This window comes from Salinicoccus sp. Marseille-QA3875 (assembly GCF_054950095.1).
The window spans coordinates 2,075,362-2,092,589 of the sequence record NZ_CM143103.1; the positions used below are offsets into that span (position 1 = coordinate 2,075,362).

Genomic DNA, 17,228 nt, shown 5'->3' on the forward strand with positions numbered 1-17,228 from the left:
TAAATCCAATTTTAAAACTTCCGTTGTCTCCGAAAAAAACGGGCGCAACGACCCGCGTTCGGCTACAGGAAAAGTGATTGCTGGAATAAAATATTAAGTTTTTAGCAGTACTAGGAACGCCGGATAAGAATGACCATTTGTTCATCAATTTTTATGTTTAGCGATTTCGCTGACAAAGATAACGGTAGGGATGACAATGCCGAGAAAGCCTTCAAACAGTGAAATATACCGTACAGCACCAAGGGAGTTCAAGTCCCCGTAACCTATGGAAAGCAGTGTCACACCGCTGTAGTAGATCATTTCTGCAAAGTTGTGATTGGTCATTATTTCCCCCTGGTTGCTGTCGATCAAAATCGGCGTATCGAACGAAATGATATAATAGATTATCGCAAAAGTCAGAGTGAGCGAAAACATCACAGTGAAAATATATAGATAAAGCGGCCATTGCAATGAAAATTTATGTGTCTGTTTCATATCACCTCTTGTCTTCGCAAATGCGCCGATCTGGAACAGGAAAAAAATAATGAAAATTGTGAGAAATACTTCTGCCATCCAATCCCCCCAAAAGTGGTTCAAGATTCATCAGGCCGGATCAGAGATCCAGCCTGTATGGAGATGCACATACAATCGTTATCGGTTTTAATTTTTTAAAACAATAAAGTTCTACCAGCTTCGCCAGCATGATAGTCATTTCTCTGCATCGCATGCAACTGTTCGACCAGACACCTGTACTTTTACTTAATAATTTCCTTTTTATAATTATTAAAACATTTTATCACTACATTTGAGCAGTGCAGGCTGATGAAGTCTCTATTATTCATCGGAGATGAATATGAAATCCTGTCATCAGTATTATTACTGTTGACAGGATTTTCTTTTATCTTTGTGATTATTCATTTGTACAAAGATGAATTTCATCGTTATGTCACTAATTAAAAATTATGGATATATTTAAATGAACATTTGATTATGGAAGGTTTCTTGGTCAGCTTCCACATACTCAATGATATTTTCAGGAAGCATGGCCGCATTTCCAGCACGGTCTGCGGTCATAAACCAAATGATTACGAATGAAACAACGAGCAGCAGAAAAATACCGATCATCAATAATATTGCTTTCATCTATATCTCCTTTATGTGCTTTTTTTTCATTGTAGTGCAACTTGGCACCAGTGTAAATGCCATACTTTTTAGTGGACGAGATCATCATCAAATGATGTCAGCCCTTCAAATCAAGGTGTTATTAATAATTTCTATCATACTTTATACAAAAACAATATTTTACTTATCATGATGCTTGTCCTATTCTGAAGATACAAATCTTAAGTGAGGGGTATGAACATGACAAAACATAATTATGACGTTGTAGTCGTCGGAACTGGAAACGCGGCACTGAGTGCTGCAATCAGCGCAAACGAAGAAGGCTTGAAAGTTTTAATGGTGGAAAAGGGCCCGAAACATAAACGTGGCGGGAATTCATTCTTCACCGATGGTGCAATCAGACTGGCTTATCATGATAAAGAAGGGCTTGCCAATATAGTAGATGATCTCAGTGAAGATGAACTCGCAAACATTGAAATGCCTGAGTACTCCAAAGAGGACTATTACGGTGACATCATGAAAGTGACGCAAAATAAGAGTAATCCAGCCCTGGCTGACCATCTCAGCTCAAAATCCTACGAGACGATTCTCTGGATGAAAGAGCAGGGCGTGAAGTTCCAGCTGAATGAAAACCAGTACTTTGAGCGGGATGGCAAGAAAGTGTTCTGGGGCGGGCTGCCGATCAAAACAGTCGATAAAGGGATCGGGCTCGTCGAAGCGTTATTTGAAAAAGCGGATGAAAGCGGCATTGATATATGGTATGAATCACCGGCGGTATCTGTTGAAAAGACGGATGGTAAAATCTCGGGTATACAGGTCGACAGTAAAGCGCACGGTGAGGTGCGGGTCGAGTGCCGTTCTGTAATCTTGGCAAGCGGCGGTTTTGAAGCCAATAAGGAAAAACGTCTGAAATATTTGGGCAGGCAGTGGGAAAATGCAGTCGTGCGCGGCAGCGAGTACAATACGGGGGACGGCATTTCAATGGCACTGGAAGTTGGAGCTGCAAGGGCCGGACAGTATGACGGCTGTCACGCACATACGACGGATTACAACGCGCCGCGTACGGGAGATTACTCGAAGCCGGGGGATATCTATAAAAAGTCGTCTTATCCACTCGGTCTCATTGTGAATGTCGAAGGAGAGCGCTTTGTAGACGAAGGTCTGGATTTCAGAAACTATACTTATGCCAAATATGGTAAGGAAACTTTGAAGCAGACAGATCAGAAAGCATTCCAGATCTATGATTCACAAGTGAGACACCTGCTCAGGAAAGAATACGACCTTGATGAAGCGACAGTCATTGAAGCGGATACTTTAGAGTCTCTTGCAGAAAAAATGGACGTCGACAAGGACAATTTCCTGGAGACGATCGAAGGATATAACGCCGCTGTACAGGAAGGGGACTACAACCCGGGTGTAAAAGACGGCAAGTCCACTAAGGGGCTCATTCCCGAAAAGACCAACTGGGCATTGAAATTTGAAGAAGGGCCATTTTACGCATACCCGGTTACCTGCGGCATCACATTCACATTCGGTGCACTCAAAGTGAACGATCAGGCGGAAGTGCTGGATGAAAATGGTGAAAAGATAGACGGTCTCTATGCAGCAGGGGAAATGGTGGGCGACTTGTTCTACCATAACTATCCGGGCGGATCGGGGTTGATGTCAGGTTCGGTCTACGGCAGGACGGCAGGCGACTCTGTAAGGGAATATTTGAAACAGCCTGCAAAAATCTGATGGAAAGACAAATTATAGCGGATGGAACAAAAGTCCATAATAAAAGAAAGTGATAAATAATAATCAAAAATACCGTATGTTTTACTCCTAGGGGAAGCGCATCTGCGCAAGACTAAAGGCTTGCGCGATGCCCCAGGAAAGAAAACGTACGGTTATTTTATTTTGAGGATAGTTTTATCTTAGCCGCTATATTTGTCATTGTTCGACATTTCCCCACGTCCGGATATGTTCTATGAATTTGCTGACGATTGACAGATGTTCGACGTCTGCGTTATACATCAGCCACGAATCTCTTGTGACGGGCGTCCCGTCAGCCAGTCTGACTTCTTCTTTAAATACATTGTCTTCCGCTTTCAGGCAGATGGCCGGAACGACGGCATAACCGAGACCGCTTTTGACCAGTTCCTTGCTCGTTTCCAGACGGTCGACTTCCATCTCTACATTGGCAGGTGATGAATAACGGTCTGCCCACCAGCTGTCGATGATGCCCTTTAATGAAGCATCCGTCTTATATTCGATCTGTTTATATTCAGGCAGGCGGTTCAAGTTCAGTTTTTTCTGAGAGATGATATACAACGGTTCTCTGTTCAGTAATATCTTTTCTTTATGTCCAGGGTAATCTGTTCTTACGATCCCTACATGGATGGATCCTTTCAATAAGGCACCGTGGATGATTCTGCTCCATCCTGTAGTGACATTGAAATGCACTTTCGGATACTTCAATGAAAAAGATTTCAACAGGTCGGGCATGATATACTGCGCAAAGTTGCTCGATGCACCAATCTTCAAAGTGCCTGCGATTTCCTCTTCCATATTATTGATGTTATCTTTCATGATCTGCAGCTGTTTCAGCATCTCCTTCGAGTAGCTGACGAGATATTCCCCTTCAGCAGTAAACTCAATGCCTGTTTTGGTTTTTATTATCAGCCCCGTGCCGATTTCCTCTTCCAGATTTTTAAGCCTGTAGCTGAGGGACGGCTGGGAAACAAACAGTTTTTCTGCTGTTCTTGTGATGTTTTTTTCATCATATAGCACATTCAACATTTTCCAGTCTTTATTATCCATGAAATATCACCTTGAATTTTTTAAATATTTAGTCTATACGTAGTATATTATGCCTTTTAAAATCAATGTTATCAAATTATTCTATCACATAACATAAATATTCAATATTTCACTTATGCAGTGAAAGCGTTTACTGTAGAGAATATAACATTCGGGGGGATGATCAATATGAAAAAAACATTTGTGATGATAGTCATTATATTTTTATGTGGTGCATTGATGGCACTGAATCCATTGAACGATGATGGTGGTATCGCAAACCCTGGCGGTGATGATTCTGCCGGCCACGATTTACTGACATTTGTCGTACCGTTTGAAGCGGGTGGCGGGACTGATATATACGGCCGGTTCTTCACACCATACTTTTCTGAACATATGGATGCCAATCCTAAAGTGCAGGTAGAAAATATTCCGGGCGGGGCGAGTATTACAGGCACTAATGATTTTGCGCTCCAAAAGCCCCGTGACGGCAGCCATATACTGACATCAAGTGCATCATCACATATTCCATATATGCTTGACCAGTCTTCTGTAGAATTCGATTTGGAAAATTTCAAGCCGATTGTCGGGTCTCCAACAGGCGGAGTCGTCTATACGACGCCGGAAAATGCGGCACAGATGAATGAGGATTTGGCGAGTTTCGATGAAACGCTCTATTATGCAGGCATTTCACCAAGCGGACTCGACCTTGCGACACTTCTTTCATATGAAGTACTGGGACTCGATTTCGAGGCAGTATTGGGTTATGAAGGGCGCGGGCCGTCAAGAGTCGCTTTTGAACAGGGTGAAAGCAACATCGATTATCAGACGACGACAGCCTATAGCAATAATGTAGAGCCGATGGTGGAAAGAGGCAATGCTGAACCGTTATATTCTCTCGGTCAGATCGATGAAGACGGCAATCTCACGCGCGATCCGCAATTCCCGGATCTGCCAACGGTTGAAGAGGTGTATGTCGAGCAGTACGGTGAAAAACCTTCCGGTGAAACATGGGAGGCATTCAAGCAGATGGTGAACGCTTCTTATACATTGAATAAAGCCATCTGGGTCCATGAGGATGCACCAGAGGAAGAAATAGAAAAGCTGCAGGCCGGTGTCGAAGACATTAAAGGGGACGACGCATTTCATGAAAAATCTCAGGAAGTGCTGGAAGGCTATGATGTCTTGAGCGGAGAAGCACTTGAAGAACGCATCAACAATGCATTCAATATTTCCGACAGTAATAAAGCCCTGATACAGGAGTATCTGCTGGAAGAATATGAAATGGACATCACAGAGTTATAGGAGGGGTTTAAATGATAGAAAGCGCAATTGAAGCACTGTCAATCGTACTCGACCCCTCCAGGATGGTGTATATGTTCCTTGGAATCGGCGTCGGTATCATAGTCGGGCTGTTGCCTGGATTAAGCGGGACTGTCGGTATGGCACTGCTGCTCCCATTCGTTTTCGGCATGGATCCATACGTGGGGATGGCACTTCTGATCGGTATGGTTGCCGTCATCCACACAGGGGATACTTTCCCATCAATATTACTCGGCATTCCGGGCACTTCAGGCTCCCAGGCAACCATCATGGATGGGTACCCGATGGCTCAAAGAGGCGAAGCGGCAAAAGCGATGGGCGCTTCATTTTTCGCTTCGATGGTCGGCGGTGTCATCGGGGGTATTGCATTATTCCTGACGATTCCATTTGCTGAACCATTGATCACCTCATTCAGTTCACCGGAACTGTTCATGCTGACGATGCTCGGTCTGAGCATGACGGGCATGCTTGCCGGCAAATCGGTCTTCAAAGGGGTGCTTTCCGGGCTGCTCGGCCTGTTGATCGGAGCAGTCGGCAGCGCACCTGCAGTACCGGAATACCGCTATACTTTTGATACTTTATATTTGACGAATGGTATTTCGCTGCCAGTCGTCGCAATAGCGATATTCGCTTTCCCGATCATCATCACGATGCTGACCGACAAGAAGAAAGTGTCTGACAGTGAGAAACTGAAGGGCGGGGTGCTCGCAGGCGTAAAAGAAACGATTAAAAATAAATTTCTCGTCCTCAGAAGCGCCGTCGTCGGCGTACTGATCGGCTTCGTACCGGGGCTCGGCGGCAGTGTCGTCGACTGGATTGCATACGGCTTTGGTAAAAAGACAGTTAAAAACAACCGTTTCGGTGAAGGGGACATCAGAGGTGTCATCGCACCTGAAAGTGCGAATAACGCCAAAGAAGGCGGGTCTCTCGTACCGACACTTTTGTTCGGTATACCGGGGAGCGGGACGACTGCGATTCTGCTCGGCGGTCTCACTCTGATGGGGCTGGAGGCAGGCCCGTCAATGATCACGACAGATCTGGACGTTACATTATCGATTGTCTGGACGCTGGTATTTGCCAATATATTTGGTGCTCTACTCTGTTTACTGCTCGTCAGACCGATATCCAAAATCAGTCTGATCAAAGGTGAGAAGATCGTGCCGTTCCTGCTTGTGCTGCTGGTCATCGGTGCTTATCAGAGTAACTTGTCATGGGGCGACCTGGTCGTCTTTGTCATCATCGGTCTTCTGGGTTATGTCATGACCATTCTCGACTGGCCGAGACCGCCGCTTCTCATCGGTTTCGTACTGGCGATGGCAGCGGAAAGATATTACTGGATATCGATTGAAAGATACGGCTGGGAATGGATTACCAACCCGATGGTCATCGGTATCGCCATCATCATCGTCATGCTTCTTAGCGGAGGTGCTGTGATGAAGAAGTTCAGTAAAAAAGTGGAAAGCGGAGGTGACAGCCAATGAACAAGGCATTAGCGAATATTTTATTTACAGGCTTCATATTCCTGTTGTTCACAGTGGCATGGGTGGAAGCAACGACATTTTCCAGGCTGGCACAATTTTTCCCGCTGTACATTTCAATGGCCGGATCAATCCTCTCTTTAGTGTATCTGATCAAGACGATCATCGACTACAGAAAGGAAACGACGGCTGAAGAACGTGGAGAACATGTTTTAATACTCATGCCCTTCCGTTACATCGGATGGGTGATCGGTTACCTGATCATGATGTACATCTTTGGTTTTCTCATCTCAACATCGATATTCCTGTTCGTGTTCTTAATATTTGAATCAAAGATGAAAGTCATCGAATCAATGGTATCCGTCGCAATCGTTTTAGTCGTCGTGTCATATTTGAGCGCTGCAATCAATATTGCATGGCCCTCGAGCCTGCTGGGACTATAATATAGAAAGGAAATCATGATATGCATGAATTTGAAAAGATCCGTTCTGTAATCATCAGAGGCGGAACGAGTAAAGGTGTATATATAATGAAAAATGAATTGCCGTCGGACCCCGTCACACGGGACAAGGTCATTTCATCCATATTCGGCGGTGCTGATGAAAGACAGATTGACGGCCTTGGCGGTGCAAATTCATTGACGAGCAAAGTCGCCATAGTGAGTGTGTCGAAACGGGAAGATGCGGATATCGACTATACATTCGGCCAGGTGGATGTGACGACGGGAAACGTGGACTATAATTCAAACTGCGGCAATATACTGAGCGGTATCGGGCCGTTTGCGATAGACGAAGGCCTGGTTGAAATCGAGGAACCGGTGACAACGGTCAAAATCTACAATACGAATACTAACAAAGTGATCAATGCAGAAGTTCCTGTCTTCAATGGTAAAGCGGTAAGTGAAGGCGATTATTCCATTGACGGCGTCCCGGGAACGGGCTCTAAGATCGTTCTACATTTCATCGATGCAGCAGGTTCAAAAACCGGTCAGCTTTTCCCGACGGGAAAAAGAAAAGAGCGCTTTGATCTGGAAGACTTCAAAGACGTTGAAGTGAGTATTGTCGATGTCGCAACACCTGCCGTCTTTGTAAAAGCAGAAAGCATCGGACTGAATGGCACGGAATTGAGCAGTGAACTGTCACGATATCACTTGGATATTTTGGAAGAAATCCGCGGGACCGCAGCCGAAAGAATCGGTTTTGTAGAATATGCGGATGAAGCGGTCAATAAAACGCCGTCCTCACCGAAAGTGATCCTTGTATCCGAAAGACAGAACTATATTTCAGAAACAGAAGAAAAAATTTCAGCAGGAGATATCAACATTACAGGAAGAGCAATGTCCATGCAGAAAATGCACAAAGCCTTTCCCGTTACAGGTGGAATCTGTACAGCCAGTGCTTCACAGTTGAAAGGAACGATAGTGCATGATGTATATGAAAGTAACGGAAATACCGCCGACGTCACCATCGGCCACCCGACAGGAAAGATGAAATTCGTCATCGATATCGAAGATGACGGCAAAACAGCCATATTTCATAAAACAGCTGTTGCCAGAACATCGAGACGAATTATGGAAGGCAGTGCGTATGTGGCAAAACAGATTTTCTGGCAGAAACAAATCACCAGTGACAAGCGGAAAATGACAATATAAAAAAAATGATCAGTCCAAATCAACTATGGTTTGGGCTGATTTTTTATGCGGAGCTAATTGGTTATACATTTTTACTATATTCAATAACACTGCCATCTGTACAATCAAGCCTCCATGTGATGAAAGATGTAACATCCTATTACCCGTAAGAAATCTGAAAACAAACTGAATATATTGTAAATTTATATGAAAAGTTTAAAATTACCTTCCTAATTTTTAGAAATGATGATATATTTAAGTCAAATCAATTAAGTGAAAATTGTAAATATAATAAATGATGAGGTTGCTGTAGAGAGGAGAAATGAAGCTGAAAGGCTGATTAAATGGGTAATATTTGATGTTGAGGGGATAAGGTTCACCGGCAATAGACATGAAAATGAAATTGAAAAAAGCTTAAAGATCCGGGTCAGGATCACACTTTAGATTTCCAATCGGGGTCATGTCAATGAAAAATATATTTAGAAGTCTTTCATATGTATTTGTCGCTAATATCATAAACGCTCTTTCAAAGTTTCTGATTGTCATATTCATTGTGAAAATTCTGAGTGAATATGAACTCGGTGTATACACGCTTGCTCTGGCAATCACCGCACCTGTCACATTATTGTTCAATATGAAGCTGAGGTCGTATATCGTTTCCAATGACAACATCGACTTTCAAAAGTTCATGAAGTTCAGGGAAGTGTCCAATCTTTTCGCGTTCATTTTTGTTGTTCTGATTTCAGTGCTTTTCTATCCGGATATTGCAGTGATTGTCATACTGGTTGCCCTCATCAAAATACTGGATATCAATACTGAGTACTACCAGGCTTATCCGAACAAAGAGAAAAAATTCGATATACCTGCGATACTTCTCATAGTGAAAGTGACTGCATCAACCGTGATGTTCTTTTTAGTGCTTTACTTCACCGGGAGTCTGACCACTGCCCTCATAATCCAGACAATCTTTTTCTTTTTCTATCTGCAGATTGAAAAGAAAGTGAATTTATCTCTGGTGGACGTGGATAAATACAGATCGAACGTCAACCTTAAGCAATTGTTCATGATATTGATCCCGCTCGGGATGGTTCAGGCAATGCTGAGCTTCTCAAGCAATATTCCGAAATATCTGCTGGAACAGATGGCAAGTCTGGAAGCAGTGGGAATATTCGCAGGGATACTTTATATCATCACCATTTTCGATTTGCTGATGACTACTCTGAATCAGACATTACTGCCTTACTTAAAAGACATTTACGCCGTAAACATACACAAATTCAATAAGTTTTTGAATATATATATAAATATCCTTGCAGTAATCGTCGGCTTACTCTTCATCATCCCTTCTTATTTTTTTGGAGAGTTTCTATTGACGGTCTTATTTTCAGAAGAATTTGCTGAACACAGTTATCTGCTGTATATATTCAGTGCGGTCATTTCATTGAGCATGTCCGGCTGGTCATATGATTCATCACTTCTGATCAGTGGTGCTTTAAAACTTCAGCCGTTCATCCTTGCAGGTGTCTCCATCATCACTTTGGTCATCGGTTACGTACTGGTGGATGAATATGGTCTATTGGGCGCAGCATTGACGTTATTACTTCTGAGCGTTTTGAATACAGTGTCAAAAGCAGTTTATTACAATGTCCATGTGAGAAGGAGGGAGGCTTATCAATAAAATAGTATATGGTGTATTCGCTGCAGCGGCATTCTTCGTATCTGTTTACGTTTTTGTCAATAATGTTCATTACGGTTATGATAAAGTGTTTTTGCTGCCTTTTCTCTATGGTATCTTTGCGGTCATTATGAGCTGGTCCGGTTCGAAGAAGATTGTGATCAATCTGATATATTTCCTGTATTTTCTCAGGTTCGTCGTGCTGAATTTCATGGTAGTCTATACAGGCTGGTACACGGGCAGAGGACATATGCCCCCTGCAGAAAGCAGTTATGATATGGCTGTCGCTTTAATGGGAGTGGAGTTCATACTTATCAACATCTTCTACTTTTTATTTTTGAAGGACATGGATATCAATTTATACAGGACGAAACTGAATTTGAAGCTCAACCATCCATTCAGGGAATTCGTCTACATGTTATTCATCATATTCACGATTCTCGTATCTCCGCTCGTCTTTCATGAACTCAGTTTTTTGGGCCTGGGTGTTGACGAAAATGTCGGTGAGTCGAACCAGCTTCAAAACTTGATTTTCTTCTGCGTCTACATTTCAAAATATTTATTGATCGGCTTTGCGTTGAGTTATTTTTATAAACAGTATTCAAAGAGCAGACATGGTCTGTATGTTTTTTTTTCAGTCGTTTTTGTTCTTGCAGTGAATTCAATCTTCATCGGTGTCAACAGGATGGATGTCATACTGCCGTTCGTCGCATCTTTTCTTGTACTCAATTATTTGTATAAACGTAAAATGATCCTCTATAACTTCATTTCGGTATTTTTCCTCGTGACGTCCCTGTATCTCATTTCACAGATCAGAGGGACTTTCGAGTACAGGATCGTAGAAGACACGGCTGCTTTCATCACAGATAATCTGCAAGTCTATATGGGCGGGGTCTATAACGTGGCTTTAAGCATGGAACTGGACCCGCTTTCAAACCAGAATCCCATACTCACACTTCTCTATGATATAGTGAGACCGTTCCTGGGGCTGAATCTGCTGTGGCGGTCGGATACACTGGAAACCAGTACCGTATTATTCAATGAGAGGATATTTGGAGAGGGACATGTTTCACAGATTATTCCTTTCGTCGGGCAGTTCCATTATGCTTTCGGCATCGTCGGCAATCTGTTTTCGGTCATATTGTTCACTGCCACATTATATATTCTGTTGAAGTATTTGAAAGGTACTTATCTGTTCACTTCCCTGATCATCATAGTGATCATGCTAAGGATGTTGATCACACCGCTGCAAAATATCAGCATCTTTATAAATGAGTTTTCTTCGATCATACTAATCTTTGTATCTTTGAATATTTACGCCTTTCTGATACGCACAGGGGTTGAAAATGAGTAACTACTTGAAGTGGAAAATTAAGTTTCAAGTAAGGCACAGCTGTCCGTATGAGGATAAGTTGGTTATCATCAAAGGGGGAAGGGATATGAAAGTGACATTTATACATGATTTTCCGATTCATGCGAATGGTGAGGCAGTGTATCCGGAGGAAGAAATGGTGGCAAGTTTGAAGGAACGTTATTTATCCCATATTAGACAATTGGATATAATTTGCAGAAAAGAAGGGGCAGATCTGCAGAAAAATCATGGATTGAAAGCCCATCATGAAGACGATATCATTTTTAACCCGATTGAGAACTACAGCAGTTTAAGAGCATTGAAAAACAGAGGCTCGTCCCTCAGAAAAATGGAACCGGTCATAGAACAGTCGGATTTCATAATACTGCGGCTTCCTAGTATTTTAGGTGTAGATGCCTACCGTTACGTTCGGAAATTCAGGAAACCTTATATCGTGGAAGTCGTGGGGAACGGTTACGATACTTTATATTACAGAGGCGGCGCTCTGGGTAAGATCATAGCACCATACTATCACCGGAAAGTGAGAAATGTAGTGAAAAATGCGGGGTCGGTAATCTATGTGACTGAGCAATATTTGCAGGACATTTATCCCAATGATAACAATCAGTCATCCATATCCAATGTGACTATGGAAGTGGATTCTACACAGGTGACGGAAGAGAAGCAGAGAAGAGTGCAGCTGAAGGATTATCCATTGATAAGGGTCGGGTTCATGGGCGCAATGAATGTCTCATATAAAAATTTTTATAATGGTTTGAAATTTCTTCAGACGTATGCGAAAAAATACGGGAAACAATTTGAGTTGTCCATTGCAGGCGGTGGAGAACACAGCAGGATAGAGAAATTATACAGAAACAATCCTTCTGTAAAACTCATTAAAGAAGGGGAATTGAAAAGCAGGTCCGAGGTCAACGATTGGTTTAAAACTCTTGATCTGTTCATCCATCCAAGTTTGACCGAGGGGCTGCCGAGAGTGGTTTTGGAAGCCATGAACAATCAGATTCCGGTCATTGCGTCGAATGCAGGCGGCACGCCGGAAATTATCGAAGAGAGATTCATATTCGCCCCTGTAGAATATACGTCTTTTGAGAGGGCGCTTACCAACATATTGAATGAAAATCAGAAGGCAATCATCTCTTCAAATTCTGCCGCGCTTGGGAAATACGACCGATTGAAATTACAGCAAAAAAGAGATGACGCAATCTATAATTTCATTCAAAATGAAATCATCGGGACCGGTAAAAATTAATACATCCAAGTTTGAATGTGACTTTTAATATTCATGTATAATAACTTTTCGCTCCGAAAATCTTGCCGGAGCGAAAAGTTATTACCGGGCAGTAAAATCACTGAAGAAAAAGAAGACTTTATAATCTAGGGGATGGACAGATGGTAAGGATTGCGCCGGACCGTAAAATGTTTGATGCCACAGGCATATTCTTGACCTCGTTATTCACACTGATCTTCGTTGTTACAAACTTGATTATGATCGACTATCTTTCACTGCGGACCATTATCCAGGGGCAGGAACTATTTATGGGGTTGATGCTGTCCGCAATTCTCGCCTACCTTTACAAAAACTCTGTAATTGAACGGCCACTATCCACAATGAAAATCACTTTCTTCGCACTATGGTCCTTGTATGCACTGTCGATGTTCATCAGTATGATAGCGGCGCATCATTTCGTTCTGTTGGAAGCATTGATACTTATAATGATCATCCTGGTCTTTGTATTCAGAATGAGAAAGGAATTGCTGGTCTACCTGATTACAGCTGTGATTCTATCGACCCCGTCGTTGCTTTTAGCTGAATCAACATTGAATGAATCAGGATCTACACTGGTGCTTATATTTGCAGCCGGCTTTCTGATCATGCCGAAGTTGAGTAATTGGGTGCTGTTATATGGGCTCATCACTTTTGCCTTGCTGCTTGCAATAACGACGAGCCGAACAGCAATACTTACATTTTTTATCATCTTCTTCATCCACCTCGGGTTCATCTATATGTACCGGACTTTGAAGCGGCAAAAACTGATTTTCATCAGCGTAGTAACGTCCGGACTGATTGCAGTATTGATATTCTTTTTCAGACCGTTGTATCAATTCTTTACCGACGGCAGTGTAGGAAGAGACGGAATCGATTGGAACTTACTGACATCTACCAGGTATGAATTATGGGTCACTGTATTCCATAATAGAAAGTGGTTTGGGGATGGACATGACTATTTCAACTTCACAGATCTCCTTCATGCCTATAATATTCTTTTCGATACACTTGGACGCTACGGCATTGTGACTGGTATACTTTTCGTTTCCTTACTCCTTTTTACACTTGTTGCAGCAGCCAGATCAATAAAAACTCTGAGCAGTGCAGTATTTATAATCGCCTTCATTATAATCGGTATGTTCGAATACAGTTGGCTTTATATGTTCACTTACTTTTCCCCGATAGTATTGTACTTAGTAATCAGTTCTTACATGTTGAAAGACAAATGGAGTGAACCAGCAGAGTGAGAATTGAAGGAGCCAGAAATGATATACAGAGATGACAACCTTTTTGAATTGCTTTTAATTCAAATCGGTTATTTTTTTGTTTCATACAGGATAATTTTAACGTTAAAACTAAGAAAAATAAAAATATATTTTACATACATATTTCATTCATTTATAAACGGGAATAAAGCGGCTGAAACCACACTTGAAGTGCATGTTTAATGATGTGTTATACAGTTTAATGTTTTCATATATTATACATCGTTTATTCAATATATAAAGAATATAAGCTTTATAAACCCGATAACTTCTTTACATACACGGAAATATCAGTATTATACACAAATAATTCTGATAGTTGACTGTTTTGAATATTAACACAATGAATAATAAATATTATACTTGTATATTTACTTGTATGTGTATATAATGGATTTAATCATATTATGTGTAAATATAAACTAAAGTTATAATATAACATTTGATGTATTAGAGTGTACTCCAAAAAAAGTGGTGGTAAATATGAAAAATGGATCTTTTATCATTTCTTTAGATTTTGAGCTATTCTGGGGCGTATTGGACTGTGAAGATTATCGCAGAAACTTGAACAGGTTCAGACATACACGGTCAGTTATTGAAGATCTGATTGATGTATTTGAAAAAAATGCAATCAGAGTGACCTGGTCAACAGTGGGTTTACTCATGATGAATGATGCTATGGAATTGAAAAATATTCAGCCTGGTATACTTGCTCCTTCATATAAAAATGAAAAGCTTAACAATTATAAAACTTATTCAATTATACATGATACTGATGAATATACAGATGATGTATTTTTCGCGCGTGAACTGGTTACTATATTAAAAGAATCTAAGTACCAGGATATAGGTACTCACACTTTTTCCCATTATTATTCTCTGGAAGAGGGACAGACGATTGAACAGTTCAATAATGACCTGATGCTGGCAGGAAATCTCGCAGATCATATAGGGATTTCATTAACAAGCATCGTGTTCCCAAGAAATCAGTATGATTATAGTTACATAGAACAATTAGAAAATCATAATATTAATATTTTCAGGGGTAACCCTGAAAAATTCATATATAAAACAAGAAAGGAAGACAATTTCTTTATAAGAGCACTGCATTTAATCGACACCTACTTGAACATAGCGGGCAATATTACTCACACGAACGTTGGGTCTCATGAAAAAATCTTTAATATCAAAGCAAGTCGTTTTCTCCGCCCGGTAAATAGAACCAGTCATCCGTTCAAAAAACTTCAGCTAAAGAGAATCAAAGATGAAATGACACATGCAGCTAAAAATAATCATTATTATCATCTATGGTGGCATCCTCACAATTTTTCAAGATTTACTGAAGAGAATTTCATGTTTCTACAGAGCATCATAGAGCATTTCAATTATTTGAATAAAACCTATCATTTCAGTTCTGAGAGTATGGAATCATATGTTGAAAAGGTGAGGGCAGATGGATAAAATCATAATGATCTGCGGTGCGGGTGACAGTTCCAACTATGTATACAACAACGTTGAAAAGTCGTTTTATATTTCGAAAGTATTCATCGCAGGAGATGAAAAGAAAAGTGAGTTTTTGAAAAAACGGGTTAAACGGCTGGGATTTTGGAAAGTGGCTGGGCAAGTTTTATTCATAGTCTATTCGAAGTTGTTTTTAAGGGGAAGTGCTGATCGAAGAATCAAAGCAATCAACGAAGAATTTGGTATGAACAGGGAAGATATTCCTGCAGAAAAAGTAAAGTATATCGATTCTGTGAATTCGGTTCAAATGCAAGAGGAAATATCGAAGATGAAGCCTGATCTGGTGATCATCAACGGCACATCAATTATTAAAAGCCATATACTGGATGCTGCTGATTGTCATTTCCTGAATATACATGTCGGTATCACACCAAAATACAGGGGGGTGCATGGTGGATACTGGGCTTTGTATAACGGAGACACTGATCTGGTTGGTGTTACGACTCACTTTGTTGACACCGGTATAGATACGGGCCAGGTTCTGGACCAGACGACTGTAAGTATCAGTGAGAAGGATAATTTTTTGACATATCCGCATCTTCAGACCGGGGCAGCTCTGAGGAATCATAACGCTGTCATACGTTCGATATTGGATGGAAATATCGTTTATGAAACACCGCTTTCGGATGAAAGTCGTATTTGGACACATCCGACATTACTGCAGTATGCATATGGGAGGGTTTTTAAGAAAGTGAAATAGGGGCAGGGGGCCAATCTAATGAAAAGAACAATTTTAGTCACTGGTGTGGCTGGATTTATCGGTTCGCATTTGACGAAACGTTTATTTGACGAGGGGTATAATATCGTTGGCATAGATAACGTCAATGATTATTATTCACAAAAGTTGAAAGAAGACAGACTGCAGGTGTTATTGGATGGAAAGGTCAAAAATCATCGAATCGATCTTGAGGACAGCGGGGTGGTAATGGGGGTATTTGAAGAAGTTCAACCGGAAATTGTAATTAATCTTGCTGCGCAGGCAGGTGTGCGTTACAGTATGGAAAATCCGCATTCATATATTACGAGTAATTTAAATGGTTTTACAAGTATTCTTGAAGGCTGCAGACACTTGAATGTAAAACATCTGATTTATGCTTCTTCCAGTTCTGTTTATGGTGCCAACACATCACTTCCGTTCTCCACTTCTGACAATATTGATCACCCGGTCAGTCTGTATGCTGCAACCAAAAAAGCGAATGAACTGATGGCGCATACATACAGCCATCTGTATAATTTACCCACCACAGGTCTTCGGTTCTTCACTGTCTATGGGCCGTGGGGCAGACCGGATATGGCATTATTCAAATTTACAAGATCTATTTTAGAAAATTCACCGATTGATGTTTATAATCATGGAAATATGATGCGTGATTTCACATATGTGGATGATATCATCGAATCAATAGTCCGACTGGTTGATCATCCTGCTGAAAGCAATGAAAAATGGAGCGGTGAAAAACCAGATCCAGCATCAAGTGCTGCGCCATATAAGGTCTACAATATCGGAAATAATTCACCGGTGAGACTCATGTCTTTCATCGAAGCGATTGAAAAAAGACTGGGTAAAATTGCTGTTAAGAACTATATGGACTTACAGCCCGGAGATGTTCCGGCCACGTATGCAGATGTCAGTGATTTATACAATACGATCGATTTCAAACCATCAACTGATATACAAAATGGTATCAATAAATTTATAGATTGGTACATGGAATACTATGAGAAAGAGAGCCCGGCTGATTTGGACGAGAAAAAAGTATCGGGCTTTTAAACGTGCTTTAGATTCTGTCTTCAGTCAGCGATGGATAATTTTTT

16 protein-coding genes are annotated in these 17,228 nt (G+C 41.3%); 13 read left to right on the plus strand and 3 right to left on the minus strand.

The genetic code is table 11. From position 1 onward, the window contains the following. Positions 1-144 precede the first annotated feature (144 nt). Both ACY8DT_RS10595 and ACY8DT_RS10600 read right to left on the minus strand, forming a co-directional pair. Entirely contained in the window at positions 145-552 is a 408-nt protein-coding gene (locus tag ACY8DT_RS10595) for an ion channel (RefSeq protein WP_462420274.1), read from the minus strand. A 399-nt stretch (positions 553-951) separates the two neighbouring features. Then, positions 952-1,122: a hypothetical protein gene (locus ACY8DT_RS10600; protein WP_462420275.1), complete on the minus strand. Its 171-nt coding sequence runs from the start codon at positions 1,120-1,122 to the stop codon at positions 952-954. Between the two features lie 219 nt (positions 1,123-1,341). Here ACY8DT_RS10600 and tcuA point away from each other — a divergent pair, with 219 nt between their 5' ends. Next, positions 1,342-2,838 carry an FAD-dependent tricarballylate dehydrogenase TcuA gene (gene tcuA, locus ACY8DT_RS10605; protein ID WP_462420276.1) on the plus strand — a complete coding sequence of 499 codons (1,497 nt, stop codon included), beginning with the start codon at positions 1,342-1,344 and terminating at the stop codon, positions 2,836-2,838. A gap of 195 nt (positions 2,839-3,033) precedes the next feature. On the opposite strand, the gene ACY8DT_RS10610 is transcribed toward tcuA, so the two are convergent. Further along, on the minus strand, positions 3,034-3,903 hold the full coding sequence (locus tag ACY8DT_RS10610; protein ID WP_462420277.1) for a LysR family transcriptional regulator: 870 nt from the start codon (positions 3,901-3,903) through the stop codon (positions 3,034-3,036). 168 nt (positions 3,904-4,071) lie between these two features. Between ACY8DT_RS10610 and ACY8DT_RS10615 the strand changes: the two genes are divergently transcribed. The 12 genes from ACY8DT_RS10615 (at position 4,072) to ACY8DT_RS10670 (ending at position 17,184) form a co-directional block, all read left to right on the plus strand. Beyond that, entirely contained in the window at positions 4,072-5,187 is a 1,116-nt protein-coding gene (locus ACY8DT_RS10615) for a hypothetical protein (protein WP_462420278.1), read from the plus strand. 11 nt (positions 5,188-5,198) lie between these two features. Further along, the gene (locus ACY8DT_RS10620) at positions 5,199-6,686 is read left to right on the plus strand and encodes a tripartite tricarboxylate transporter permease (protein ID WP_462420279.1); all 1,488 of its coding nucleotides are present in this window, start codon (positions 5,199-5,201) and stop codon (positions 6,684-6,686) included. After that, the gene (locus tag ACY8DT_RS10625) at positions 6,683-7,126 is read left to right on the plus strand and encodes a tripartite tricarboxylate transporter TctB family protein (protein ID WP_462420280.1); all 444 of its coding nucleotides are present in this window, start codon (positions 6,683-6,685) and stop codon (positions 7,124-7,126) included. Before ACY8DT_RS10620 ends, ACY8DT_RS10625 begins: the two co-directional genes overlap by 4 nt. Positions 7,127-7,146: 20 nt before the next feature. Further along, positions 7,147-8,334 (plus strand): 2-methylaconitate cis-trans isomerase PrpF family protein, encoded by a 1,188-nt coding sequence (locus tag ACY8DT_RS10630; RefSeq protein ID WP_462420281.1) that lies wholly within the window; start codon positions 7,147-7,149, stop codon positions 8,332-8,334. A gap of 252 nt (positions 8,335-8,586) precedes the next feature. Beyond that, the gene (locus tag ACY8DT_RS10635) at positions 8,587-8,757 is read left to right on the plus strand and encodes a hypothetical protein (RefSeq protein WP_462420282.1); all 171 of its coding nucleotides are present in this window, start codon (positions 8,587-8,589) and stop codon (positions 8,755-8,757) included. Positions 8,758-8,779: 22 nt separating this feature from the next. Beyond that, positions 8,780-9,991, plus strand: a complete 1,212-nt coding sequence (locus tag ACY8DT_RS10640; RefSeq protein ID WP_462420283.1) for a lipopolysaccharide biosynthesis protein — start codon at positions 8,780-8,782, stop codon at positions 9,989-9,991. A 127-nt stretch (positions 9,992-10,118) separates the two neighbouring features. Beyond that, a complete protein-coding gene (locus tag ACY8DT_RS10645) occupies positions 10,119-11,342 on the plus strand; it encodes an O-antigen polymerase (RefSeq protein ID WP_462420284.1) in 1,224 nt (407 codons plus the stop codon). 85 nt (positions 11,343-11,427) lie between these two features. After that, entirely contained in the window at positions 11,428-12,609 is a 1,182-nt protein-coding gene (locus ACY8DT_RS10650; RefSeq protein ID WP_462420285.1) for a glycosyltransferase family 4 protein, read from the plus strand. 140 nt (positions 12,610-12,749) lie between these two features. Then, positions 12,750-13,874, plus strand: a complete 1,125-nt coding sequence (locus ACY8DT_RS10655) for an O-antigen ligase domain-containing protein (RefSeq protein WP_462420286.1) — start codon at positions 12,750-12,752, stop codon at positions 13,872-13,874. 501 nt (positions 13,875-14,375) lie between these two features. Then, positions 14,376-15,353, plus strand: coding sequence for a polysaccharide deacetylase family protein (locus tag ACY8DT_RS10660; protein ID WP_462420287.1), 978 nt, complete (start codon positions 14,376-14,378; stop codon positions 15,351-15,353). Next, positions 15,346-16,113 (plus strand): formyl transferase, encoded by a 768-nt coding sequence (locus ACY8DT_RS10665; RefSeq protein WP_462420288.1) that lies wholly within the window; start codon positions 15,346-15,348, stop codon positions 16,111-16,113. The genes ACY8DT_RS10660 and ACY8DT_RS10665 overlap by 8 nt, the downstream gene beginning before the upstream one ends. 18 nt (positions 16,114-16,131) lie before the next feature. Further along, positions 16,132-17,184: an NAD-dependent epimerase gene (locus ACY8DT_RS10670; RefSeq protein ID WP_462420289.1), complete on the plus strand. Its 1,053-nt coding sequence runs from the start codon at positions 16,132-16,134 to the stop codon at positions 17,182-17,184. The last annotated feature ends 44 nt before the right edge of the window (positions 17,185-17,228 follow it).